This window comes from Asaia sp. A2, from assembly GCF_057319415.1.
Genome location: NZ_JBXWTO010000022.1, coordinates 12,416 through 36,165, shown reverse-complemented (window position 1 = coordinate 36,165; position 23,750 = coordinate 12,416). Strand labels below are relative to the sequence as shown.

The following is a 23,750-nucleotide window of genomic DNA, read 5'->3' as shown; positions in this document are numbered from 1 at the left end:
TCGCCCTTTCTCGTCACATCCACCGTCTCAGGGCTCTCGCCCAATGGAGCAGCGCGACCGCTCTCAGCGCCTGAATACTCATTCCCCGGGCGTCGCCTACCTCACATCAGTTAACGTGACAGCACCGACACGGCGTATCGCTCGAAAGCCAATGAGGATTTCATGGACCGACACGGGTTCGTCTCGAAAATCCACAGGAAAAAGCCGCATCTCAAGCCCATGCCCCGTCACATCCAGCGGTCCAACGCCGGAAAGTCGGTGATCCGGTCGCGTGTCGAGCATGTCTTTGCCGATCAGAAATCGCAGACGGGACTGTTCGTCCGGACCGTGGGCATAACGCGAGCCACCATGAGGATCGGGCTGGCCAATATCGTCTACAACATGCGCCGCTTCCTCTTCCTCGAAAGACTGAACGCGAGCGCGTAGCCATCCCGGAGGAAACAGCGCCCGATCTGCCCAAAACGCAGACCAAAAGTCACCCCGGGAGCCGTCAATCAGCACGCAACAAAACAGAAATCAGGAGCTAGCCGCGCCAATCAACGGTTGTTCGATCCCTCCACCCTCGCAGTCTAAAGACTGATGCGACACTGGTCTCAGACAGGTCTATTCCTGAGGTGTCTCTCGAGGTCCCGGTCCCGTTGGGGGAATGGAAGCGGTAGGTCTGATCAACCAACAACAGAAAAATAATAGTTTGGGCTTTATTGGCAGCGCCGCTTCAAGGATTCATGTTCCCGACACTCACCTGACCCGGACCTGCCAGGCCGTGACCTACAATACTACTGCTTTCGTAAGCCTCGCCAAAAGGTTCTAGGTTTGTTCCTGTATTCGGGTCCCTCCCATAGCTCTCACCATTCGAAACTTCAACTTTTCCTATCCATGGAAGATTGACGTTTGCCCTAGATACGTCCTCAGGCGGGGTGATGTCAGATTGAGGAGCCATTTGGTAGCCTCGAAGCCCGTGTACGACTAGGAATTCGTTTTTTGAGGCCGCCAAGTTGGCATTCGAATTCGGGGAGTTCGAGCGAATGCCTTTCGATGATTTAGACGCGACATGTGGAGTGTCACTGATCAGACTTTGGGCGAACACCGGTTCACAACAGCACAGAGCAGCGAGAGCGATTGGTAGCAATCGTAAAATATTCATTTCGTCCCCTGTGCCACCAGACTAACTCAAGGTTGCATCCGCTAGGATAGAGTGTGCATTGGCCTTCAGTATAGTATCAACTTGCAATCTTATCAGAGGTTTTATCATTTCTTGCCCCTTTGAGACGAAGAAATCGCCGTCCGACCTCGAGCACATCGGCATGGGTAAACCTCAATCTCTTTTCGGGTAGCAGATATAGAGCATAGTATGAACAAAATGGTCCCAACATACCGTGGATGAGCTTAATGTAACCACATGGCCACGAGAAAAAATGACCTGATGATCGTTCAATATTGAGCTGCTGCCGGTATCGCCGAAGAGTAGTGACAGCCTCGCCTAGATGTTTTTAACGAGCTGGGTTAATCGCTCTCTTACCCATCGCTGCACCGGATGCGTCGTAGTTCGGTCATGCCAAAGCAACGCTAGTTCGAAACCTGGTACACCGATCGGCGGATTGAGAACCTGCAGCTTCTCTCTTTCCTCCTGGGCAATGCGCGCCGGCACGACTGCGATCATGTCGGAGTTCGAGATGATCCTGGGAACGACAAGAAAGCCCGGGCTGGAGAGCGCCACATATCGCGATCGCCCCAGAGCTTCGAGGACAGTATCGGTCGGCCCAGAAAAGCCACCGCCGTCGGGTGATACAATGACGTGATCGAGGCGGCAGAATAGGTCGAGGTCGATCCTACCCTTAACCTGAGGGTGCCCGTTTCGCGCAATCAGAACATAGTCTTCACGACAAAACGTGCGCATCCGTAACTGCCCTGACACCCTTTGCGGGAGGTCTATGGCGAGATCAACCGCTCCACGCTCCATCTGGCTGTGCAAGGCTGTAAGGTCCAGGTTGTGCCACGCAATTCGAAGGCCCGGCGCTTCCTGCCGTAAGGTCTGGACCAACGGCAGAAGCAAGGCGCTTTGGGTGTAATCGCTGGCCGCGATACTGATCGTGCCCTTTGCCCGGGATGGATCAAATGCAGAGTCCGTCGCCACGACCTGGCGGACGGTTTCGAGCGCCTCGTGCAGACGCGGCTGTAATTCCAGGGCTCTCTGTGTCAGCACCATACCGCGTTGCGCCGGGATCAGCAGCTGATCGCCGAAGATGTCGCGCAGCCGTGCCAAGCGCGTCGACAGTGCAGGCTGGCTCATGTTCAATCGCCGGGCGGCATGGGTGACATTTCTCTCGGCCAGCAGCGTGTCGAGAGTGACGAGCAGATTGAAGTCGAGCGGTATGGCATCCATTTTGTGGATACCAGCACATAGATGCTTTGATTTCAAGAATGGTAAGGTGGTCTCTACTCTTACCTAAACGGCCAAAAGCCGCCCCTTCCCGTTCTTCTTCAGGAGCCCCTTATGAGCAACGTTCTGATCGTCCATGCCCATTCCGAAGCCCAGTCACTCACCAGTTCCTTGAAGAACCTTGCGGTTGAGACACTGACCGCGCAGGGCCATCAGGTAGAGGTTTCGGACCTGTATGCCATGCACTGGAAGGCTGTCGCCGACGCAGCTGATTTCCCAACGCGTAAGAACGCCGACAGGCTGCATTATGCATCTGAGTCGGGTAACGCCTTTGCAACGGGCACGCAGCCCGCTGACGTCGTGGCCGAGCAACAGAAGTTACTGTGGGCGGATGCGGTTATCCTCACCTTCCCGCTGTGGTGGTACAGCACGCCGGCGATCCTAAAAGGCTGGGTCGAGCGCGTCTACGCGCTTGGCTTCGCCTACGGTGTCGGTGAGCACGGTGGAGAGCGCTGGGGTGACCGCTTCGGCGAAGGGACGCTCGCCGGGCGGCGGGCGATGGTTGTCGTCAACATTGGGGGTCGCGAGCCGCACTATAGTGAACGCGGCGTGAATGGCCGTCTGGATGAGATCCTATGGCCCATTCAGCATGGGCAGCTCTTTTATCCGGGTATGGCGGTCATGGAGCCCTTCCCGGTTTATCAAAGTGACCGCATGTCGAAAGAGCGTTGGCTCGAAGTCGCCGCCGCCTTCAAGGTCCGGATGGAAAATCTCTTCATCGACACGCCGATCCCGTATCGCACTCAAAATGGCGGCCACTACGACGGCCAGCAAGTGCTCAAGCCCGGTCTTGGTGGTGATGAGACAGGTGTGCGGATCCATCTGGTGCAGCCTGGAGATCCCAATGAGGATCTCGGTGCGTCCCGAACGGATACTGCCGAAGTAGCCAGCTACATTTGAGCTCAACGCAAGTAAGCGCGTCCTCTCATGGCGCGGACAGTTGGAAAAAAGATCTACCAGTAGTCGAGTGTGGCTGTACCCCATTCTGCGCATCGAAGGTCTCCATATCCATCGCGGAATATGGAGATCAACCAGATGGACTAGGTGTGGCGCTGGGATATTGCCTGTATCTCGACGCAAAAGGGATCTCTTTGCCTAATGGCGATCATAACTAGGCAACCCGCAAGGTGGTGTACCGGCGGCTTTCGCACACAATGGCTGACGAATTTCGCATTGAGACGCACTGGAAGTCTCTGATCCGCTACGACGCACCGAAGATCTTCGATACGGACTCGGGCTCATAGTTTACGACACCTCGGTTCAGAAACGTGCATCAGCGAAAACGAGAGCAACCGCAGGCTGGAGGAACGCCTGATGAGAAGGGTCATGATACGTCAGCAGCAACGAAACGGGCCAAACGACCGTATCCATAGATCGCATAGCAGGACCACAATACTGTCCGAACGGATGGGTTGACCTCATACTGCAATAGTCGAGTGCTGTATGTGGCGGACGTACGTGACCGTGAAGGGATGCGGATGTCACGCGTGAGTAGGACCAACCAATCATTCGAAGCGAAGACAACAACCAATGCTGCGCCGTTCAATACTCGTTTGAACAGCCGTCGTGGTTTGTCGGCCCGTAGCGTTTTTTGGCGTGCCGGGGGCTTCGCCTTGCAACCTGCTGGTTGACCGGAGACGGCTTAATAAATGGCTGACTAGCACATCTCCGGCCAAAATGCCTGCTTCCATCCAGAGCTATGAACATGCTGATCAGGCGAACGTAATCTGATCCGCCTCTGCATGAAGTTCCTGCCAGACGGATCAGACGGATATCAAGCTCTCCCTGGTGATAATCGTTGCATTGGAGAGATTTGAGATCGTAACTTTGGCCTTGTTTTTGACAACGTCCAAGGATGCCTGATTGAGGGGAGCCTGCGTCCTCGACCATGAGGCCGTGTCAAACCTTCGTTCGTCACGAAGGAGCGGGATAAATCTCCCGCGAGACAGTTGTTTTGATCGGACGCAAGCGTTCCCTAGCCGCGCAGCATGCCTGTAGCCCGCTCGCCATGCAAGAACGTTCGAGTATCCTTCTTACCAGGCCAATACTTTCATAATCAAAATCAGCTTATGAAGCGAACCAACAAATAAGTCGTTGACTCAAACATAGGATGAATTGCAAGAATGGGCGTCGCCGACGGCTCCATCCGTTCAGATCTGATTTGCGTCACTCTAGTCAGAGCCTTGGGAATGAGGGCTCAGTTCATCACCCGCCCATTGCAGTGAACGCGAAGAACACCGTCGGACGCACCGATATCAAAAGACTGTTTTCCGAAGAGGTTAGTGCCAATGAGCAGCAGTCCGAAAAATGAAGCCCGTGAAACCACTATTAAAGGCCAGTCAGTTGAGCAGACGCCTGCGCCTGGCCTTAACGCGATGCGGCCAGTCGGTTTCTTCCCCGGACTAGGCAGCCGCGCGGCGTATCGCGAACTCGAACGTGATTTGTTCGAGTGTGGCGTGCCTGTTGTTCGACAAGTCTTCTCGGAAGCAGGGGCAGCTTTGGGCTGTGATCCCGAGTGCCTCGTCTTGCGGGATTCGAATATTCCTGATGATCGGATAGAGCGACAGGCATTCCTGGGAGCCGCGCTGCTGGCTCACGGGATCGCCTTGCACCGCTATCTCGTCGATGTCTTGCAACGAAACGGGACGGACATTCATTTTGTGTCGTTCACCGGCGAAAGCTTCGGCATCATCACTGCGGCTGTCGCCGCGGGCGCCTTGTCATTAGCCGACGGCGCAAAACTTGCCCATGCGCTGGCCCCGTTCATCCTCGTCGGCGCCGAAGGCGTGTCATCGCCGTCAGCCCTGCAGGTGCGTGTCGCCGAAATGCTGGCCGCTGTTGGCGTCACACAACCTCTTGTGCTCCAGCCCGCTCATGTCGTGGCGCTGACGGGTCATCCGGACACCTTGAATCGCGTCTTGGTGGCAATCGGTGATGTCTATGACGTGTCCGACGTGGAGCTGCACAAGACATACGCCGCGAATCAAGCGAATATCTATGTCCGGACGGGTGCAAGGGAAAGCTTTGGGCTCTTCATGCGCAACTTTGCGGACGTCGCGGTGACAGAGTTGAAAGAGCCGACGTGCTTCATGGCCCATGCTGCCCGCATGGCGCCGGTCCGGGAAGCATTCGCTCGGATGATGGACAGCGAAGGCATCCGGTTCCAGAATGCACATACGCCGCTGATCTGCAATCATGCCAATCGTATCGTCCATAAGGCTGCGGACGTGCGCGATGCCGTTTTATCCATCATCGACTCCGTTATGGAATCGCGCTGGACCGCCAACAATTGCGAGTATGTCGGCGGCAATATCGTGCTGGAACTTGGCCAAGGCGGCAAATCGGTGCAGCTTCTGGTAGACAATGGTCTCACTCTGCCGGCGATCGCCTATGCTGGCGGACAGGAGAATACAGACGCCCTCGTGGCGGCCGCAACGCTGCTGCAGCAGATTGGCTGCCTTACAGCGCGAGATACCGCTGGGAGGGCACATCTCCAAGACGGTGATTTGGCCGTGTTGAGGCGAATGTTTGGCGTGCCGGCACGCTATCCGGTGGTTCGGGAATTCATGCTCCGGGAATTCACACGTATGGTTGCTACCTTTCAAGTGACTGCCCCGAGTTCTTTATCACCCTCTCTACGACGGTTTCTGGAGATCTACCAGCACACCTCCGCCGCGCGCGACGATCTCGACCTCGCGGGAGGAGAACTTGCGCTTCAGGTACAGGCGAAGAAAAGTGTCGTGGGTGATAGCCATACGCTGGGGCGGGTGACTACAGAAATCAAAGTCCTCAAGCCGGACGGTTCGGTGACGGCCCGGTGTTCTGCTGGTCGCTGGACGCCGGAAGCACTGGTCTTCTATTTCAGCCGTTTGGACGACGCTCCAGTGCTTGACTTGATCCGCAGTGCCAGACGCATGGCTGAACATCATGATGAGGTCGCAGCACTCTATGAGAAGTTCACGTCCGCGCTGTCGTTTGACATCACCGCAGCGGGGCCGGGTCAGGCCGCGGTGATGTCCCCGCAGGCAGTTGCGACGTTTCAGATCCTCCATCAGCTTGCACTGTTGATCCTGTTGCGGGCGGAACGTCCGGCGATTTTCCTTTCACACGACTATTATTTCGCGAGCGGCGACGTATTAGGATGGTGCGTAGCGCTCTGCGCTGCGGATGCGCTGGATCCCAAAGACGCCGTAACGCTGTATTCCGATTACCTGCGTGGTGCTATCCAGGTGGACACAACGTTCAATACCGGACACAATGACGTTCTAAGGCGGCTTCGGGAAGCTTCGGCCCCCCTTGTCTCGGCGGCTGGCGTACCGATGACGGCGGCCAAGGATATTGCGTCCGCTACGCGGGGCCTGTTTGAACTTCCCCTTGCTAAACAACGGCGCTGTTCGCTTCGTCTCAACGGCGATGTCCAGATTGTTTGCCTGGGCGCGGATCCCGGCGAGGGGATATTCGACACGGCACCCTATGGCAGCGCGGTAACCGTCGTATCTACAGCGGAGCAGATAGCTCAACGCAGCCATAACGCGTCCCTCGAAGCTTTGGAACATGGCTGTGTTTCGTCCCTCACCAGCGACAACCAGCGTGTTCTGCATTTCGCGCGCGGCCGGAAGATTCTTAGCAGTACAGTTTTTTCCTACGTCAAACTGGGCGAGCGCGTCCTGGGTTTTGGGAAGGGCGGTAGTGAATCCATGACCATGTTCGTCACCGCGGAGGACCACCATGCAGCATGAGAATGTCATCGTTCGAAAGATCCTGAGCGAAGCCCTAATAGCAGTCGGCTGGAATCCGGAGGGGACCGGCGTCATGCTGCCACCCTTCACCAAGGCCAAGCGGCAGGCTGAATTCCTGCAGGCCCTGCCGGACCCGGCACGGCGCTACTTTCCGCACGTATTTGATATCCTTGAGCGCGAGATTCAGGTGCCGACCCACTATCTAAAGGAAACGGACCGGCTCACATTCAAGGAACTAATCTATGAGATGAGCTTCGTTCCGGGGGAGGAGGTCAGCCGCTATGTCGAGCGTTGCAGCCCGCCGCCTGCGATCATAGCCCGCATCTACGAGCAGATCGCTCTCGTGCTGCGCAATGACGTGCACAGCCTGCGGCGTGTAAGGTCTCCTGGCAATACCCTGGAGACCTCCTATTTCCGTAAGATCGAAGACCGCCTTGATCTATGCCGCAGCACAGCGCCAAACACTTTCAACGAAAAGCTGTTGGATACGAGCCACATTATTATCAACGGGGTACGCTACCGAAACTTCCGGACAATCCTGAGCATCCTGCGAGGAAACGCGGCCTATTGCGACATGCTCGAGCCACACTTCCATGCCCTCGTCATGGGTGACACCAATACCGAAAATATCAAGATCAATGACGTAGCACCTTTGGTCCGTGCTCAAGCGCTGATTGAGGCAAGCGCACCGGCGGCAGATATCGAGGCCGCGCTAGACGCGATTACGGCAGCCTCGATCGATTTGCGGTTCCTCGATCCGCGGGCGATCGGTTTCAACAGCGAAGGCGCTGAGACGCGCGACGACCCAATGTACGACAACAAGCCTTGGCACAATTCGCTCGGTCACTACGACGAAGTGCATCACGAGCGCTTCGATCTTTCAGTCTCGGTCGGGGAGGGACGCTCACCAGAGGTCGAAATCCGGTATGAACCGGGTAATCCGTATGAGCGCTCCTATAGGGTCGAGGATCTGACCGAGCGCAACATTGATGTCGACGAACGTCCTGATGTTACGGGGATGGAGCGCTACTTCGCGCCAGTGATGCGCAAACTCTATGACCTCGACAATCCCCAGTCCGCCGCTGTTGCCGAGGATCCGCATTGGCTGGTCCGGTTCGTTTTCATGATGGGCGCTCATTTCACCGCCATGCCGCCATTCCATTTCCAGATGGAACTCGACGGCAGCCTGATCGACTCGTATCTCGTGCAGCGGCGCCCGGTCGCTATCTTCTGCGAGGGAGTCCGCTGGTTAAACTGGGCACTCGAAATGCTCGAGGGTAAGCGCAGGAGGTTCCTAGGCATCCCCGTGCCCGATTACGGAGGAGCGTCTCTATCCGAACCGGCGTCAGCAGACATGATGGAAGCGTAACTAACGAATTGACGGCTCTCCTGAGACCAAGTTCTCGGGCGGACATAGTCGCCGGCCGCTGAGGCACCTCGAAGGAAAAATATTATGGTCACAACGCCCAATTCCGCATTGTCGCGCTTCGGTATGGCGGCTCTGGCTCCCGAATCTCGTGTTATTTGCACGCCCTGGAGCAGGATGGTACGCGGGCTCTCCCTCGGTCAGTATCCCGTCGATTATAATGAGCATCTCGGATCCCTCGTTCATCAGGCGCGTGATATCCTGCTTCGCAAAATTCCCGCCCCTAAAGGCTATCTACGTTTCGCGCTACTCTTGGCAGATTTTGCAGTTGAGGTATCTAATCCGGACGTCGTAGTAAGTAACGACCGCCTAATAACGACCACATGCAAACTCACGGATGCGCTACGGTCAGAGAAAAATCCGTATTACGCTGTCGTCGGCGCTGGTATACTATTTGACGCTTTTGCCAAACTGCATCTCGACATCGCCTTGCTGGTCAATGCCGAGTACGATTTCGCCGAAGAGATGCTGGCAATGGTCGATCGCATCCAACCAGACCAGATCAGGGACGAGAATGCCGGCAACCACGGTGAATACGAGAAGTTGTTCGCCTACACGTCGCTCTTTCTGGGGATGGGGCAGGCGGGACTGCAAGAGAAACTGACTGCGGGCCGCCGCAATCGTGTCCGGGAGGCGCTAAGCCTGATCCAAACCGTTCCTTCCCCCTTTTTCAGGGGGCGTGGATGCTCGATGCTGTTTTCGGTGCTGTCAGCGGTCGGACTGGACGGGATGATTTTCGACGACGGTTATGATTTCATGAGGGACGTGCTAGAATACGTCGATCAAGATGACGAGATTAACTTTCCGCTGCGCTTTCCACAGCCGATCTCGCCGGCCTACGTCAAGATCTACCCGCGTGTAACGATGCTGAACGCGATCGCGGTTTCGGGGCGTACATCCTACGTGACAATGGGGCACGATCGGCTGGCCGAACTGAGGCCGCTATGGGCTGAGCTAGAACCAGCGGAGAAGATGCACCAGGGATTGTATTACCTCATCGCCTTGCATAACCTTGGCAAGATTTCAGAGGAAATCGGCGCGGAGAGAGTGATTGTCGACGATCTGGTTCGTTTTCTCGATATTGTAGATCCCGGTGCCAACTTTTTCCTCAACGGCTTGTCACATGCCTATATCGTGGAGACCGCGATGGTCACGGGCCAACTCGATGCAATCTCCGATCGGGCGATCAATCGCATCGCCGATTGCTTCGCGCACATGGACGCGACCCCGCTCGACCGCCTTAGCCGGGCCTATCCGTTTGCCTATAATCTTAACGCCTTGGGCGAGGTGGGCGAGGCAGAAAAGCTGTTCGAGCCACGAGCAACATATGGCGGTGTCTCTGCGTTCTCCTGGCTTGTCGACCAGTTCTCATCGGAGGGTCACGCTGAAGGCAGTCGGATACTGATGCTCGGGAATGCTCTGATCGGGTTGGGACTGCGCTTACGTGGTGCAGAGAACGACACCACACCAATGTTTGATCATCTCGCCAAGCGATTGGGATGGCAAAGATCGGATGCTCGGGTCTCAACGATGTGACTCACATCACCCTCGATTTGTCGCCGCAGATCCCATAATTTTGCAGATAGTCACGACTGCCAGAATTCAATCTCAGAACAAAGTCTTGTTGCACTGGGAGCTTCAGACGCAGCGAGCGCTTGCGCGCCTCTGTCGAAAATCGTCTGCGTCTGGCAGAGAGGGCGAATGATTGTCAATTTTATGGACTAATACCTTCGGCGGACAATGTCCGACCAAAGATTGGAAAGATAATGTCTGAGGTTTTTCTCGCACCGCATATGCCTATCCTCACCTCGACCCGACGTCAGTCTCTCGTGGACTCTGCCCTTGACGCCTTGAATCAACGTATAGCCTCAGGAGTATGGCAGCTCGGTGAGAGAATTCCCACGGAGGGAGAGCTCAGCGAACTACTACAGGTTGGGCGCAATACAGTGCGCGAAGCTATTCGAGTGCTGTCTCACGCAGGCATTCTTGAAGTCAGGCAGGGGGACGGTACCTATGTGCGTTCCCAAGATGACCCCGCTGCGATGATGCGAACGCTACGTCGGTCTAGCCTGCGTGAGCATTTTGAATTGCGGGCTATGTTAGAAGTGGAGGCGGCCAGACTCGCGGCCCTACGACGCACAACAACTGACCTGAAACGGATCAAGTCACGACTCGATGCCCGAGGGTACTGGGTTGAAGGCCAGAGTGTTGACATGTTTCTTGAGCGAGATTCGGCCTTTCACTGTGCAATTGCAGAGACCAGCCGAAATCGAGCCCTGATTGAGCTCTATCGGTATTTCCTTGGCACCGCCCGTGATGCTGCGCGCGCGGCGATGGTCGAACACGGCGTTACAGAGCCAAGTTTATCGCTTCACGACGACCTTTACCACGCGATCAAAGCTGGTGATCCCATCCAGGCAGCACACGCCGCACTTGCAATCCTTCATCCGCTGATAGATGCCTTCAGTCTTGACCATAGAGTTCCAGACATACCTATATCCGAGCGCAACATTTCTGGGATATCTAAGCAGGGGCGTTAAACCAGCGCCACTCGCGTGTTTATTACCTAGACTGTTGACCCTCTCGCAACGTGACTTCGACACATGACCTGCATCACAGTGCGTCGCAGCCACTGATGAATCAGGTCGTTCTCGTGCCGAGGGTGCCAAGCTTGAAAAATAGTTACGGGATCAAGCTCGATCGGCAATGGAAAAGCGAAAAGTCCCAAACGATCGAGTCGTGAGGCGTCGATGACGATATCGGGTACTGAGAGAACGAGATCGGTCTGCGATAGACCTTGAAGCGCAGCATAGAAAGAAGTGAGTAAAAGAGCGACGTTGCGTGTCAAGCCATATTGATCCGAGAGTATCTCGTCGATCGGTCCCCGTCGTCGCCCCCGGCGTGAGACGGCAATGTGATCGTAAGTCACCAGGGTCTGAGGTGTGATGTCGCCCAGCAGAAGGGGATGGCCAGCCCGTACTACGCCGCGAAATCGGGTCTCGAACAAATTCCGCCGCATGATCTCAGGCCGCAGGAACGCTGTGGCTCCAATATAGAGATCTATCCCTTCCTGACGCAAAAAATCGCTATCGTCGCTGCTGGACTCTGCTGTGAAAATCAATGTGGTGGCGGGACAATCGACGCGCAACGCACGAAGCAGCGCCTCGGCATATGGACCGATCACCACGTCAGCGGCCCGGATACGGAAAATCGGCGCCAAGCCCGTGAAATCTAGTTCACGGCGCGGGTGATAGAGGTCACCGATAGCAGCGAGGATCTGATTGAGTCGCGGCTGCATCTGCAGGGCGCGTGGTGTCGGCACCATATGACGACCTGACTGCACCAGAATGGCATCTCGAAATGTCTCGCGCAGACGCGACAACGTGCGGCTCATGGTTGCGGCACTCACCTGTAATCTCGCGGCTGCCCCAGTGACGCTCGCTTCTTCGACTAAAGCGTTCATCGCCTTCAGGAGATTGAGGTCGTAGCCGCTTGTTATGTTCCCCATCGAATATTCCCCTGCTTAAAGATCCGATCATAGGATGAATTGTGTTGTATCTTTGTTGCGTTGTTTCCGGACAAGCTGGCAGACACTTCGCCCTGTCGCAATCGATATCTGACACTGCCCAATTCCATATTTGCTCTCAGACGATTGCATAATTGAGTGTTCACAAAGATGGGATGTTTCTTCAAATTGGAAAGCATTCTTCAATGATCCCGCGGCGAGGTGTCCCATGGACCACGCAGATAGTATGACATGGTCCCTAGCCGGCGGCGCCACGGAATTGACCCGCATACCGATCCGTCCCGAAGCACCCCCTAAGGCGCCGGTGTTCGGTCTGCGCCTGGCCACGGGGTTGGCGGGTGTGTTGCTGGCAGTCCTGTTGGCGGGCTTCAACGAGCACACGACCGAGGCGGGGCTTGCCGATATAAGGGGCGCGTTCCATCTGGGGCACGACGAGGGAACCTGGTTCACGGCCCTGTTCGAGGCCTTCAACATCGCCGCGATGGCGTTTGCGCCATGGTGCTCGGTGACGTTCTCCATCCGCCGCTTGACGATCGCGATGACGGGACTAGTCGGCGCGCTTGGTATGATCGCCCCTTTCATGCCCAACCTGACATCGCTTTTGCTGCTGCGCTGCGTGCAGGGGATGGCATGCGGCTGTCTGCCGCCAATGCTGATGACAGTTGCGCTGCGCTTCCTGCCGCCCAACATCAAGATCTACGGCCTGGGTGCCTATGCCCTAACCGCGACCTTCGGGCCGAACCTGGGCGGCGCGCCGCTGGCGGGATTCTGGTTCGAGTATGTCGGCTGGCCGTTCCTGTTCTGGCAGATCGTGCCGCTATGTCTCGTTTCCATGATATGCGTGGCATGGGGCCTCCCGCAGGACCCGATCCGGCTGGAGCGTTTCCGTCAGTTCGACTGGCGTGGCCTTCTCACCGGCTTGCCTTCAATCTGCATGCTGGTGATTGCGCTGGAACAGGGGGACCGGCTGGATTGGTTTCGCTCGCCGTTGATCACTCATCTGTTCTTTGGCGGCGGATTTCTTTTCGTTCTCTTCATCGTCAATGAATGGTTCCATCCGGTACCATTTTTCCGAATCCAATTGCTCAAGCAGCGCAACGTGACAGATGCGTTGCTGACATTAGCGGCGGTTCTGGTGTTGGGCGCGGTCACAGCGGAAATTCCTGCAGTCTATCTGGAAGAGGTGCGCGGCTATCGCCCGATCCAGATCGCGCCGGTCATGCTGATCCTGGCGGTACCGCAGGTGCTGGCGCTGCCGCTGGTCTCGGCCTTGTGCAATATCCGCCGGGTAGATTGCCGTCATGTGCTGATGACGGGCCTTGCGATCCAAGGGCTGTCTTATTTCCTGGGCACCTGGATCGATGCCGACTGGGTCCGCGAGAACTTCTACGCCATGCAGTTCCTGCAGGTGGCCAGTGAGCCCATGATGGTCATCGCAATCCTGATGCTGGCAACGATGGGGTTGGGCCCGGCCGACGGGCCGTTCATCTCCGGCATGTTCAACATGACCAAAGGAGTGGCCAACGCGATTGCGGCGGCCGTCATTTCCGCGTTGCTGCGCCGGCGTGAGCAATTCCATTCCACCATGCTGCTCGACACATATGGCACCAACCATAACGGTTTGCAGCCCTGGGGCGACCCTGCGCATGCGCTTCTGGCGCCGCATATCGCAGATCCAGCCCGACTTGACTGGAACATGATCGTCCTGCTGCACGGCGAGGTATCGGAGCAGGCGCTCATTCTCGCCTGTGCAGACATCTACACGATCATGATCGGCGTCTGCGCGGTCTTGCTCGCCCTCAATCTGGTTCTGCCGCAACGGGTCTATCCACCCCGCGCGCTCTCCACCACCGCTCCCGCTCGCTGACGGCGGCGGGCAGTATGTCATGTGAGACTAATATGAAGACCAGTTCGTATCGGAATGCTCGCCGACTGCGGCATCGAGACATCCTATCATCGGATTATACGAGCTGCTCGATAGCTCCGAGGTGGACGCTGCGTGACCGGATCGAGGGCTACTTCGTGGCCCTCGTCGTGACGATCTACCTGAAGCTGACCTGACGGTCCCGCGCAATCCGCGACAGACAATGCGGCCAGCGGGGCCGCCAGAGGGAGTATTCATGAACGCAACAACGAAGGTCTTGCTGCTAGTGGCCGGCGTCGTGGTGCTAGGAGCGGCGGCCTGGGGCGGCGATCGGCTCGTGCTCGGCGATGGTGTCAACGTCGAGACGAATGACGCCTACGTGTCGGCCTATTCCTCCGTCGTCGCTCCCAAGGTCGGCGGGCGCGTCGATGCCGTGATGGCGCAGGACAACGAGCGCGTCCGCAAGGGGGAGGTGCTGGCCCATATAGAGGATGACGACTACCGTGCGGCACTCAAGGTGGCGCAGGGCAACGTTGCCGCCGCGCGGGCGGACATCGTCAACCTGCAGGCGGAATTTTTGCGGCAGGACGCGCTGATCTCCGCCGCGCGCGCTGCGGTACAGTCCGACGACGCCTCACTTACTTTCGCCCAGCAGGACGAGGCGCGCTACCGCACGCTGGCCGCAGGCGGCGCCGGCTCGATCGAGCAGCGCCAGCATACGGTCGCACAGACCCGCCAGGCCATGGCCGCCAAAGCACGCGACGAGGCCGCCGTACTGGCCGCAATACAGGAAAAGGACGTGCTCACAGCCCAGATCGAGCGCGCCAAAGGGAATTTGATCCGCGCCGAGGGCGAGCAGCAGCGGGCGGCGCTGGACCTGTCTTATTGTACCATCCCGGCCCCGGTGGACGGCGTGGTCGGCGCTCGCGGCGTGCGCGTGGGCAATTACGTCAATCCCGGCAGCGCGCTGATGGCTGTCACCCCGGTCCAGGACGCCTTTGTGGTCGCCCATTTCCAGGAGACGCAACTCACGCATGTCGTGCCGGGGCAGAAAGCGACGGTCTGGGTCGATACATTCCCAGGTCAGCCTCTCCATGCCCATGTCGACAGCATCCCGCCGGCGACCGGCGTGGCCTTCGCGCCTATCCAGCCAGACAACGCCACCGGCAACTTCACAAAGGTGGTCCAGCGCCTCCCGGTGCGCATCGTCCTCGATCCCGGCCAGACTCTGGCGGCGCGGGTCAGGATCGGGATGTCGGTCGAAGTCCGGATCGACACGGCATCGCATCCCGAGGGCGTAAGGGCGAACGATCCCCGCTATTTGTGGCGGTGAGGAACGGATCATGACCATAGGCTTTAGCCAACGCACGCTCTCCCTGGCGAGCATGCTCCTAATCGGCGCCTGCACCGTTGGGCCCGACTATAACAAGCCCGATATCGCAAGCGGGCCGCACTGGCATCGCAGCATGACCGATGCTGAAAGCCGACCCGAGGAAAGTCCCGCCGATCCGCAATGGTGGACGATCTATCGCGATCCGGTGCTGACCGCACTGGAACAACAGGTCGCGTCCGCCAACCTGGATCTGCGGGCAAGCGCCTATCGCCTTGCAGAAAGCATCGCAGAGCGGCGGATCGCAAGTGCGGCACAGTTCCCGCATATGGAGGGGAATGCCTCCTATGCCCGCGAGCGGGCTAGTACCAACGGTATCCTCGGCTTGCTCGGCACGCTGGAACGCGCGGGCGCGGGTGATGTCGCCAGCGGCGCGCAGGGCTTCGGTCCCGTGGCCATGCCGGGCACAGTCGGCAATCCTTCCTTCAACTTACCCCAATACGGCATGAGTGCGTCCTGGGAAGTCGATCTCTGGGGTCATGTCCGACGCCAGGTCGAGGCCGCAACTGCGGCGGTCCAGGCGACGCAGGACATGCAGCGCGACGTGTTGGTCTCGCTTATGGCCGAGACCGCGCAGGACTATCTCGATCTGCGCGGCGTGCAGGCGCAGATCGCAATCGTCGAGCGCAATATCGACACCGCGCGCCATAGTGTCGATTTGACGACGATGCGCTTCACGCAAGGCGCCTCCACGCAACTCGACGTGGCGGATTCCCGTGGTCAGCTCAGCGGATTCCAGTCGCGCCTGCCGATCTTGCGCGCACAGGAAGTGCATCTGATCAACGCGCTGAGTTTTCTGGTAGCACGTGAGCCGGGAGCGCTCCGAACACAGCTCGGCACGCCGGCACCGATACCGCCGGTACCCGATACGGTGCCCGTCGGTCTGCCGTCACGACTGGCGGAGCGTCGGCCCGACATTCGCATGGCAGAAGAACAGTTGCATGTTGCCACCGCCAGCATTGGCGTGGCTGTAGCGGATTTCTTTCCGCGCATCACCCTCTCCGGCAGTCTGGACGTGCAGGCGCTGCAGTTCAGCGGGCTCGGCTCCTGGGCCTCGCGGCAATATGGTTTCGGCCCGACCATGACGCTGCCGCTGTTCGAAGGCGGCCGCCTGACGGGGCAGTTGCGCCTGCGCCGTGCGCAGCAGAGGGAAGCGGCGATAACCCTTCAGCGCACCATCCTCAAGGCATGGCAGGAAATCGACGATGCCATGGCTGACTTCTCGGCCGCCCAGCAGCAGCGTGACCGCCTGAGGGAGACCGTGGCCCAGAACGAGATGGCCGTGCGCCTCGCCCAGTTGCAATATGTGCATGGGGCGTCAGACTTTCTGAATGTGCTGACACTACAGAACGCGCTTTTGACAAGCCAGAGCCAGCTTGTGCAATCGACAACGACGGTTTCGGTTTCTGTGGCACGTCTCTACCGCGCACTTGGTGGAGGCTGGGAACCACGATATCCTGTCGCTACGACGCAGCAGGCGGTTCTGAAATCAGCCAGCGATAAAAGGCGGGAGGGATGATCACGGTACGACACCCTGACGAACTGGTTCATATGGTCAAGCACGATATCACAATTGGCGGTCATTTTTCGTTTGGGAACTGTAGCGACCATGCATTCAGGCGCTGGGGGCGAATAGGTGTGACTGAACCGATCAAACTGAGGACCGACGCGGCCTTTAGGCTGGGACGCGAAACTGCTGTCGACATTGGAACTTTTGTACTTGATGATACGGTTATAACGGCGACAAATGGGGCGGACAGCGCCTGTCTGAGGTCCGGCGACTGCCTGGTCCTTAGCGCTGGTGCAGACATAATCTTGGGGACGTGGGCAGCCAAAGGTGACCCGGCTGTGCTGTTTTCATTCAGGCTGATGTCCGAAGACGAAGGCTGCATGTCTGATGTCGGCTTGCGCCACGTCAAAAGTCGCTCTTGGCAACACACTGCTCTGCGCGCCAGCCGCTTTTTGGTTGATGATCCAGAGGAAACAAAGGCGGGACAACGAGGTGACTCACTGGCCCTAACGATAAGGCCCCCTGTCTTGCCCCTCGCTGCCCACGAACGGACAAGCACTATCCCGACCTATACGTATCAATACACCTGCGCGTTCGATATAACGGATCGGGCGCAGATACTTGGGCACGAATCGGACCTGGGGAGCAGTAAAGCAATTACAGGATACACAACATAGACCGCTTACGCATTCGAAGCATCCGCCGCGATCATTTGTGATCACGACAGACAGGCGAGGATTCAGATATGAAATTATGCCGTTACGGAGAGCCGGGAAAGGAATTACCGGGCCTGGTGGATCAAGCTGGCCTATTGCGAAGCTTGACCGGTGTCATCGAGGACGTCTCGGCGTCCGTCTTAGCCCCTAGGCGGCTAGCCGAATTGGCTGCTATCAATCCATCAAGTCTACCCTTGGTTAAGTCTAATCCCCGTCTGGGTGTCCCAGTTTCAGAAATCGGAAAATATATCTGCATTGGACTTAACTACCGCGATCACGCGGAAGAGGCGGGTCTTCCTCTTCCAGCAGAGCCAATCATATTTCTGAAGGCAATCACCGCATTGTCGGGACCCAATGATCCAATCATAATGCCCCAAGGCGCCACAAAACTCGATTGGGAAGCCGAACTCGCCATCATAGTCGGCACGCGCGCGCGAAATGTGACAGAGGATGAGGCACTACGCTATGTCGCTGGCTATTCCATCGCCAATGATGTTTCCGAGCGTGCTTTCCAAATGCAATCCAGCCAATGGGACAAAGGAAAAGGCTGCGATACATTCGGTCCACTCGGCCCATGGCTTGTCACGAAAGAGGATGTACCTCGACCTCAAGAGCTGGATATCTGGCTGAACGTAAACGGGCGTCGGATGCAAACAGGCAATACCTGCGCAATGATTTTCTCTGTGGCGCAGATAGTGGCCTATGTTAGTCGCTATATGACTTTGCTCCCGGGCGATGTTATCGCCTCCGGCACCCCACCGGGAGTAGGTATGGGGATGAAACCAAATCCGATCTATCTTGGTCCTGGAGATGTTGTCGAACTCGGAATCGGCGGGCTCGGACAGCAGAAGCAATACGTCGTGCGGCAAATAGATGAAAAATCATGTTGAAATCTACTTGGATATTACTCTAGTTACTTAAAGATGACTAATTTATGCATGTAAGTTTGTAAAAAAAGATGGCGTATATAACTTTCAATAGTCTTACTTACCCCTCCCAAGGAACCCCTATGTCTTCCAACGCTATCCTTGTTGCGGATTGTCTTGAACGCAGCAATCATGCCTTGGTATTTGTCTAGCTGAAACTGGACAGAAAAGTCCGCACAAGAGGTGGCAGAATTTCACGACGCGTTACCAGAGACGCCACACATATCGCTTCATCACCACGGACTTCAACATAGGAGACCCCATTTACGCTGGTAGCGGTGAGCAACTCCGGAACAAAGCCACATCCTGCGCCGGAAGCGACCATTGGGGCGAGAGATAACAAGTCGATATCGTGATTGAGGTTGGTTTTTACTGTACTCTCGGGTGGAAATAGATTTTCCATCATGTCTCCAAAGTATTTATTGCGATATTTTGACGGACTCAATATGTGTTTATAATCCACATCGTAAATGCTCTGGTAGAAGCTATTTTTTTTAGAATTTTTGTCTGGTATTACCGCGAACATTTTTTCTTGAAGTATAATTCTGCTCGTAAAATTATCATCGTCAGCCTCTCCCCAAATTAGAGCGACGTCTACCGCCCCATCTTTGAGCATAGCGATAATATTTTCATTGCAGTCGTGCTTTAATCCGAAAATTACCTGAGAGTCAAAAGACCTCATGACCATCATGGATTTTATGAGCCGGTCGAGATTATGTAAACCATCTGCAAGTCCTATATTTATCTTGTGGTTGTATTCTCTCCTGGATATTTCTATAATACTATCTAATATATTTATTTCCTCCACGATTCGACTTGCGTGCCGACTCAATACAGAACCAAGCTCGGTAAGTCTCATCCCAGTTCGCGATCGAGTGAAAAGGTCAAAACCGACCTCTTTTTCAAGAGACGAAATCTGTCTGCTCAGCGGCGGTTGCTCGATGTGCAAATGACGCGCAGCACGGGTCAGACTCCCGAGTTGCGCCACAGCCACGAACGATCGAAGTCGCCTTAGATCCATACCCATTCGGTATGAATAAAACATTAATCGGTATAATGGTAGGATGATAGGATGTTGCATAATCCCAGCTGATGTCGTTGAGCAGGACCCCTGACATGCTTCCTGCTTTTAACGCTTTATGCTGGAGGCGGCCACATGAGCATTGTCACTGTAGTTGGTTCGTCGGGCATGACAGTCCAGGTCACAGTAGACGGGGCCCGGATGGAAAGCCTGGCGTCCGCTTACGCGAAACAGATATTTGATGCCGCTAGTGGTGGATCGTTTGGATCGATTGATCTCGGTAGGGGTTTGGGCACGGTATCGAACATCACCACGGGTACTGCGCAAGGTGTCGTGACCATTGGTGGCTCTTTCGCCATGAGCGGTAATTACACCAATCTCTTGATTGGCTCGGAAAACAGCGCAAGCGGCGCCATCAGTCCCCTGGGACTGCCTGTCACCGTTAATGGGAGTGGTATAACGTCAAATAGCCTCTCCGTGCTGGCGGGCAACACGGAGAGCACGAGTTTCTACGCCGGGAACTACAACGGAACTTTCGTATCGACGGCTGGCAATAACCTTTTCGACGGTACTGGCCGGAGCGGAAACTGGACGATTGCAACCGGTTCGGGCGACGACACCATCATTGCCGCACGTGGCGTCAACAATATTCGTCCTGGAGAGGGGCGCAATCTCATCACGCTGGGCACGGGGACGAGTTTTGTGGCGTCCGAGGGTCAGGACACGATCACAGGTGTTGAAAATGGGTCCGATACGGTCACCCTGATCGGCGGAGATTCGAGCGTCACTCTCAAGTCCAATGCATTAGTCGTCGACACGGCGCTCACAGGCAGCGGCATATCGGTTGGAACCAATAGCTCCGTTTTTGGCGGTACGGGATCGACTGTAACTTTTACTGGTGAGACAGGAACCATCATCGGGACAGTCGGAGACACGATTTCTGCGGCCGGTGACTTGCAGGTCTATCACGGGACAACGCAGGCCATTAGCGTCTCTGGTGCGCTGCAATTCATCTCCGGTACCGGCGATACATCCATCAATGCGGGTCTAGGAACCATCTGGGGCGCTAACAGCCTGCACGCGACGGTCGATACAGCCGGACGTACACTATTTACGGCCAATCAACCCAATACCACCGGGGATCAATATATCGACGCGTCCTCATCCAGAGGGACGCTGGAGGCTTGGACAGGGGCGGGCAACAACACGCTCATCGGTGGGTCGGGCTCTGATCACTTTGTGTTTGGAACACAATTCGAAAACGCGAACGGAAACAGTTATGCAACCGTCACCGGCGGAAATGGTGCGGCCAATAGTTTCGGTGTTCTTGCCGGGCATAATGGTGGAGATATCACCATCACCGATTTTGGCAGCGCCGCCGGAAACATGTTTTTCATGTACAACTACAAGCCCGCAGATGCCGATCAGGCCGTCAAGAACCTGTTGGATACCGCAACAGTTTCGGGCGGCAATACGACGCTACAACTCGACAACAATATGAAGGTGACCTTTCTAGGCGTGGGAGATCTGAAAGCGTCCAGTATCACCATTTCGTAATTCAAACCGGATGGGGGCCGGGATCGCCCGGTCCGAATTTCGCGGACAAGGAGACAGGGATGAGCAAGATCAGCCGAAACGACAGGACTGTCAGTACTGAGCGTGCAGCCGATGTCGGCACCCCGAGTGGCGCTGGCGAGACCAAGCGTATTGTGATGACAAATGTCGACAATGCCCCAATGATATTTGCCGATAAAGTGCCCGTCTATGGGACCATCGGCGACGTAGTCACCGTCACTTTGGCGGCAGAGCGGCCGGTCGGCGAGAATATAGCAGTTTCGGCAACTGTACATCTCCGCCTGACCCGAGACGCGACCAAAGTGCTCGCAAGATCGTTGCTCGAGGCTCTCGCAATGATCGACCGCAATAATTTACCGGCGGATCGTCTGAACTGAACCCTCAAGACAGGCGACGGCACTTGAGCTGAACGGATGCTGCGACAGCAGCCTGCCGGGAGTATTCCCAAATGACAAATTACAAAAACGCCAGTGGCGTGACTTACGGCCTTACCTATCATTCCGGGCTGTTCGGTATAGGGGCGACTTACGACCTTCTCATCACATACGCGAATGGCGGGACGAATACGGTAACCGGAATACCGGCCAGTAATGTTCTCACCACATCCAACACAACTCTCAGCATTGTATCCATCCTCGGACTTGGCGGCGGCACGTATGTGATTCCCCCCGGGTTCTCAGGCACCGTGACCACCGTTCTGAGCGTTCTCTCAGGCGCCACGATCCATGTCGGGGGTACGGCGGTCATATCTACCGGTGCGTCGGCGCTGAGCGGCACTACGATCGATGTCGATGGGGGCAACGCCACCCTGGCATCCGGTCTTGTGGCGAACGCCCTGAGTGGCACGACCGTCAACATCAATAGTGGAGGTGTGTTCAGCAACGGGAGCGGGTTGCTCAGCCTTTTGTCAGGGAGCACAATCAATTTCGGCCAAGGTGGTGGGACATTTATAGCCAATGCCGGAGGGGCTCTGGTCAATCTGTCATCGACAACGATTACAGGGTTTGACGCCGCCCGTGACATCATACAGTTCACGAACCTGTCCTCGACACCGGCCGCTTACCAGATTGCGACGTCGGGTAATTCCCAGACGATTACCGTCACCGATAGTAGCGGCAACACCATCGCTTTGATAGCGGTCGCGGGCACAAATTTCACAGCCGGAACCTACTCGACCTCCGGGCGTGGCCCACTCACCATCAGTAAAACAGGTACAACGTTATCGATCGAAGCTCTGGCAAGTGTGTGCTTCCTTGCAGGAAGCATGATCCGCACGCCTGATGGTGATAGACCTGTCGAAACGCTCAAGAGCGGTGATAGTGTCATTGTGAGTGCCAGCGGCGAACTGGCAGTGCGAAAGATCATCTGGGTGGGGAGTAGACACAGGACAATCAATCCGGATCGCCCGGATGATGAAGCTGGCTATCCCGTGAGAATAAAAAAACATGCTCTTGGGAATGACAGGCCTTATCAGGATCTGCTGGTAACTTCGGAGCACTGTGTCTTCATTGACGGACGGTTCGTACCGGCACGTATGCTGGTGAATGGTGAAAATATAGTTTATGATCGGACACTGACGGAGTATCGTTACTACCACCTTGAAACTGCCGAGCACGCTGTCATTTATGCAAACGGCGCTGAAACCGAGAGTTATCTTGATACGGGCAATCGTATCGCATTCTCGTCATCAAGCGGAGCAACGCCTATAAAGACGCCGCGCGATTGGTCTCGCTCTGCCGCCCCCCTCTGCGTGGATCGTGCGTTTGTCGAGCCAATTTTCAAAGCATGCAAGGCGCGTGCCATAGCGTCCATGCCCTCCTGTGACGGGGTGCCCTTCATAACGGATGATTGGGACATCAAGTTGGTTACCGAAGATCAGTCGATATTATGGCCTCGACGCATCTTTCCGGACCGCGTAGTTTTCTCTTTGCCTCCCGATATCCAGGTCTTGAGGTTGCGGTCCAATGTATCACGGCCCTGTGACGCCATAGGTCCCTTCGTGGATGACCGTCGATATCTTGGTGTCTTGGTAAGCAAGATCACTCTGTTTGAAGCGAGCAAAACCAGTGAGATCCGTATTCATCTGGAAAATAACCACATCGCAGGCTGGCATCCGCTGGAGGAAGCGAACATGCGATGGACAGATGGCGACGCGACGCTCGTTTTGCCAGTACGGTACCCGACATCGTTCGCGATACTATGTATCGATATTCTGGCAGGCGGCCCCTATCCCCTCAAGCAGCCGGAGAAGATGAGGGGGGATACAGTTGGGCGTAATCCCGCTGTTGCAAAGACTGCCACTTAGTTTTTTGATACCCTATCGAGTGCAAGGTGGTTTCCTTGAAACGACACCGCCAATGATCTATCGCTTAGCCGCTGAACGGGACGAGTGTCCATTCGGTCGGTGGCGCCCACAACTTCACCTAATCGTCGCACTTCGTGAATTGGTGAGCGGCACAAGCACGCGACGCACATCTGCCGTACTCTGCTGTGAGTCAGTGAGTGCTTTCATCACAATACTCCGCAAATCAGCGGCTGCACGCTCTCTCGTTATCTGCCTGATTTGCTGGACCGAGCACGACCGGACTCATGCAAAGTATCCGGAGCATCGGACGAG

Annotated in this window: 15 protein-coding genes and 1 pseudogene; 13 read left to right on the top strand and 3 right to left on the bottom strand. The window is 56.3% G+C overall.

Translation table 11 applies throughout. The annotated features are described in order from the left end of the window. Positions 1 to 126: 126 nt before the first annotated feature. A pseudogene (locus ACWNRM_RS13965) lies at positions 127 to 426 on the top strand (IS5/IS1182 family transposase); the annotation flags it as partial. Positions 427 to 1,480: 1,054 nt separating this feature from the next. Here the strand turns inward: ACWNRM_RS13965 and ACWNRM_RS13960 are convergent. Then, positions 1,481 to 2,383, bottom strand: coding sequence for a LysR family transcriptional regulator (locus ACWNRM_RS13960; RefSeq protein ID WP_485171310.1), 903 nt, complete (start codon positions 2,381 to 2,383; stop codon positions 1,481 to 1,483). A gap of 111 nt (positions 2,384 to 2,494) precedes the next feature. Between ACWNRM_RS13960 and ACWNRM_RS13955 the strand changes: the two genes are divergently transcribed. The 5 genes from ACWNRM_RS13955 to ACWNRM_RS13935 all read left to right on the top strand — a co-directional run bounded on the left by ACWNRM_RS13955 (position 2,495) and on the right by ACWNRM_RS13935 (position 11,145). Further along, on the top strand, positions 2,495 to 3,340 hold the full coding sequence (locus ACWNRM_RS13955; RefSeq protein WP_485171311.1) for an NAD(P)H-dependent oxidoreductase: 846 nt from the start codon (positions 2,495 to 2,497) through the stop codon (positions 3,338 to 3,340). Between the two features lie 1,388 nt (positions 3,341 to 4,728). Continuing rightward, the gene (locus ACWNRM_RS13950; RefSeq protein WP_485171312.1) at positions 4,729 to 7,179 is read left to right on the top strand and encodes a hypothetical protein; all 2,451 of its coding nucleotides are present in this window, start codon (positions 4,729 to 4,731) and stop codon (positions 7,177 to 7,179) included. Then, positions 7,169 to 8,548, top strand: a complete 1,380-nt coding sequence (locus ACWNRM_RS13945) for a hypothetical protein (RefSeq protein ID WP_222546367.1) — start codon at positions 7,169 to 7,171, stop codon at positions 8,546 to 8,548. The genes ACWNRM_RS13950 and ACWNRM_RS13945 overlap by 11 nt, the downstream gene beginning before the upstream one ends. 84 nt (positions 8,549 to 8,632) lie before the next feature. Further along, positions 8,633 to 10,141, top strand: a complete 1,509-nt coding sequence (locus ACWNRM_RS13940; RefSeq protein WP_222546368.1) for a hypothetical protein — start codon at positions 8,633 to 8,635, stop codon at positions 10,139 to 10,141. A 230-nt stretch (positions 10,142 to 10,371) separates the two neighbouring features. Then, entirely contained in the window at positions 10,372 to 11,145 is a 774-nt protein-coding gene (locus ACWNRM_RS13935; protein WP_222546369.1) for a FadR/GntR family transcriptional regulator, read from the top strand. 26 nt (positions 11,146 to 11,171) lie between these two features. Here ACWNRM_RS13935 and ACWNRM_RS13930 read toward each other — a convergent pair whose 3' ends face one another. Then, the gene (locus tag ACWNRM_RS13930) at positions 11,172 to 12,113 is read right to left on the bottom strand and encodes a LysR family transcriptional regulator (RefSeq protein WP_222546370.1); all 942 of its coding nucleotides are present in this window, start codon (positions 12,111 to 12,113) and stop codon (positions 11,172 to 11,174) included. 244 nt (positions 12,114 to 12,357) lie between these two features. Here ACWNRM_RS13930 and ACWNRM_RS13925 point away from each other — a divergent pair, with 244 nt between their 5' ends. The 4 genes from ACWNRM_RS13925 to ACWNRM_RS13910 all read left to right on the top strand — a co-directional run bounded on the left by ACWNRM_RS13925 (position 12,358) and on the right by ACWNRM_RS13910 (position 18,501). Beyond that, positions 12,358 to 13,998: an MFS transporter gene (locus ACWNRM_RS13925; RefSeq protein ID WP_374709108.1), complete on the top strand. Its 1,641-nt coding sequence runs from the start codon at positions 12,358 to 12,360 to the stop codon at positions 13,996 to 13,998. Positions 13,999 to 14,251: 253 nt separating this feature from the next. Beyond that, positions 14,252 to 15,328 (top strand): HlyD family secretion protein, encoded by a 1,077-nt coding sequence (locus tag ACWNRM_RS13920; RefSeq protein WP_222546372.1) that lies wholly within the window; start codon positions 14,252 to 14,254, stop codon positions 15,326 to 15,328. A gap of 10 nt (positions 15,329 to 15,338) precedes the next feature. Beyond that, positions 15,339 to 16,904 (top strand): efflux transporter outer membrane subunit, encoded by a 1,566-nt coding sequence (locus tag ACWNRM_RS13915; RefSeq protein ID WP_222546373.1) that lies wholly within the window; start codon positions 15,339 to 15,341, stop codon positions 16,902 to 16,904. 736 nt (positions 16,905 to 17,640) lie between these two features. After that, entirely contained in the window at positions 17,641 to 18,501 is an 861-nt protein-coding gene (locus ACWNRM_RS13910) for a fumarylacetoacetate hydrolase family protein (RefSeq protein WP_252848185.1), read from the top strand. Between the two features lie 184 nt (positions 18,502 to 18,685). Here ACWNRM_RS13910 and ACWNRM_RS13905 read toward each other — a convergent pair whose 3' ends face one another. Further along, entirely contained in the window at positions 18,686 to 19,558 is an 873-nt protein-coding gene (locus ACWNRM_RS13905; protein ID WP_485172239.1) for a LysR family transcriptional regulator, read from the bottom strand. Positions 19,559 to 19,693: 135 nt separating this feature from the next. Here ACWNRM_RS13905 and ACWNRM_RS13900 point away from each other — a divergent pair, with 135 nt between their 5' ends. The 3 genes from ACWNRM_RS13900 (at position 19,694) to ACWNRM_RS13890 (ending at position 23,438) form a co-directional block, all read left to right on the top strand. After that, entirely contained in the window at positions 19,694 to 21,115 is a 1,422-nt protein-coding gene (locus ACWNRM_RS13900; RefSeq protein ID WP_485171314.1) for a beta strand repeat-containing protein, read from the top strand. A gap of 59 nt (positions 21,116 to 21,174) precedes the next feature. Beyond that, a complete protein-coding gene (locus ACWNRM_RS13895; protein ID WP_309683478.1) occupies positions 21,175 to 21,510 on the top strand; it encodes a hypothetical protein in 336 nt (111 codons plus the stop codon). Positions 21,511 to 21,581: 71 nt separating this feature from the next. After that, the gene (locus ACWNRM_RS13890; protein WP_485171315.1) at positions 21,582 to 23,438 is read left to right on the top strand and encodes a Hint domain-containing protein; all 1,857 of its coding nucleotides are present in this window, start codon (positions 21,582 to 21,584) and stop codon (positions 23,436 to 23,438) included. The last annotated feature ends 312 nt before the right edge of the window (positions 23,439 to 23,750 follow it).

Bases quoted from the DNA above. Each gene is read 5' to 3' on its own strand.
- ACWNRM_RS13910 (WP_252848185.1), top strand. From the start codon at position 17,641: ATGAAATTATGCCGTTACGGAGAGCCGGGAAAGGAATTACCGGGCCTG.
- ACWNRM_RS13900 (WP_485171314.1), top strand. From the start codon at position 19,694: ATGAGCATTGTCACTGTAGTTGGTTCGTCGGGCATGACAGTCCAGGTC.
- ACWNRM_RS13940 (WP_222546368.1), top strand. From the start codon at position 8,633: ATGGTCACAACGCCCAATTCCGCATTGTCGCGCTTCGGTATGGCGGCT.
- ACWNRM_RS13945 (WP_222546367.1), top strand. From the start codon at position 7,169: ATGCAGCATGAGAATGTCATCGTTCGAAAGATCCTGAGCGAAGCCCTA.
- ACWNRM_RS13950 (WP_485171312.1), top strand. From the start codon at position 4,729: ATGAGCAGCAGTCCGAAAAATGAAGCCCGTGAAACCACTATTAAAGGC.
- ACWNRM_RS13920 (WP_222546372.1), top strand. From the start codon at position 14,252: ATGAACGCAACAACGAAGGTCTTGCTGCTAGTGGCCGGCGTCGTGGTG.
- ACWNRM_RS13905 (WP_485172239.1), bottom strand. From the start codon at position 19,558: ATGGATCTAAGGCGACTTCGATCGTTCGTGGCTGTGGCGCAACTCGGG.
- ACWNRM_RS13930 (WP_222546370.1), bottom strand. From the start codon at position 12,113: ATGGGGAACATAACAAGCGGCTACGACCTCAATCTCCTGAAGGCGATG.
- ACWNRM_RS13915 (WP_222546373.1), top strand. From the start codon at position 15,339: ATGACCATAGGCTTTAGCCAACGCACGCTCTCCCTGGCGAGCATGCTC.
- ACWNRM_RS13960 (WP_485171310.1), bottom strand. From the start codon at position 2,383: ATGGATGCCATACCGCTCGACTTCAATCTGCTCGTCACTCTCGACACG.
- ACWNRM_RS13925 (WP_374709108.1), top strand. From the start codon at position 12,358: ATGACATGGTCCCTAGCCGGCGGCGCCACGGAATTGACCCGCATACCG.
- ACWNRM_RS13890 (WP_485171315.1), top strand. From the start codon at position 21,582: ATGACAAATTACAAAAACGCCAGTGGCGTGACTTACGGCCTTACCTAT.
- ACWNRM_RS13955 (WP_485171311.1), top strand. From the start codon at position 2,495: ATGAGCAACGTTCTGATCGTCCATGCCCATTCCGAAGCCCAGTCACTC.
- ACWNRM_RS13935 (WP_222546369.1), top strand. From the start codon at position 10,372: ATGTCTGAGGTTTTTCTCGCACCGCATATGCCTATCCTCACCTCGACC.
- ACWNRM_RS13895 (WP_309683478.1), top strand. From the start codon at position 21,175: ATGAGCAAGATCAGCCGAAACGACAGGACTGTCAGTACTGAGCGTGCA.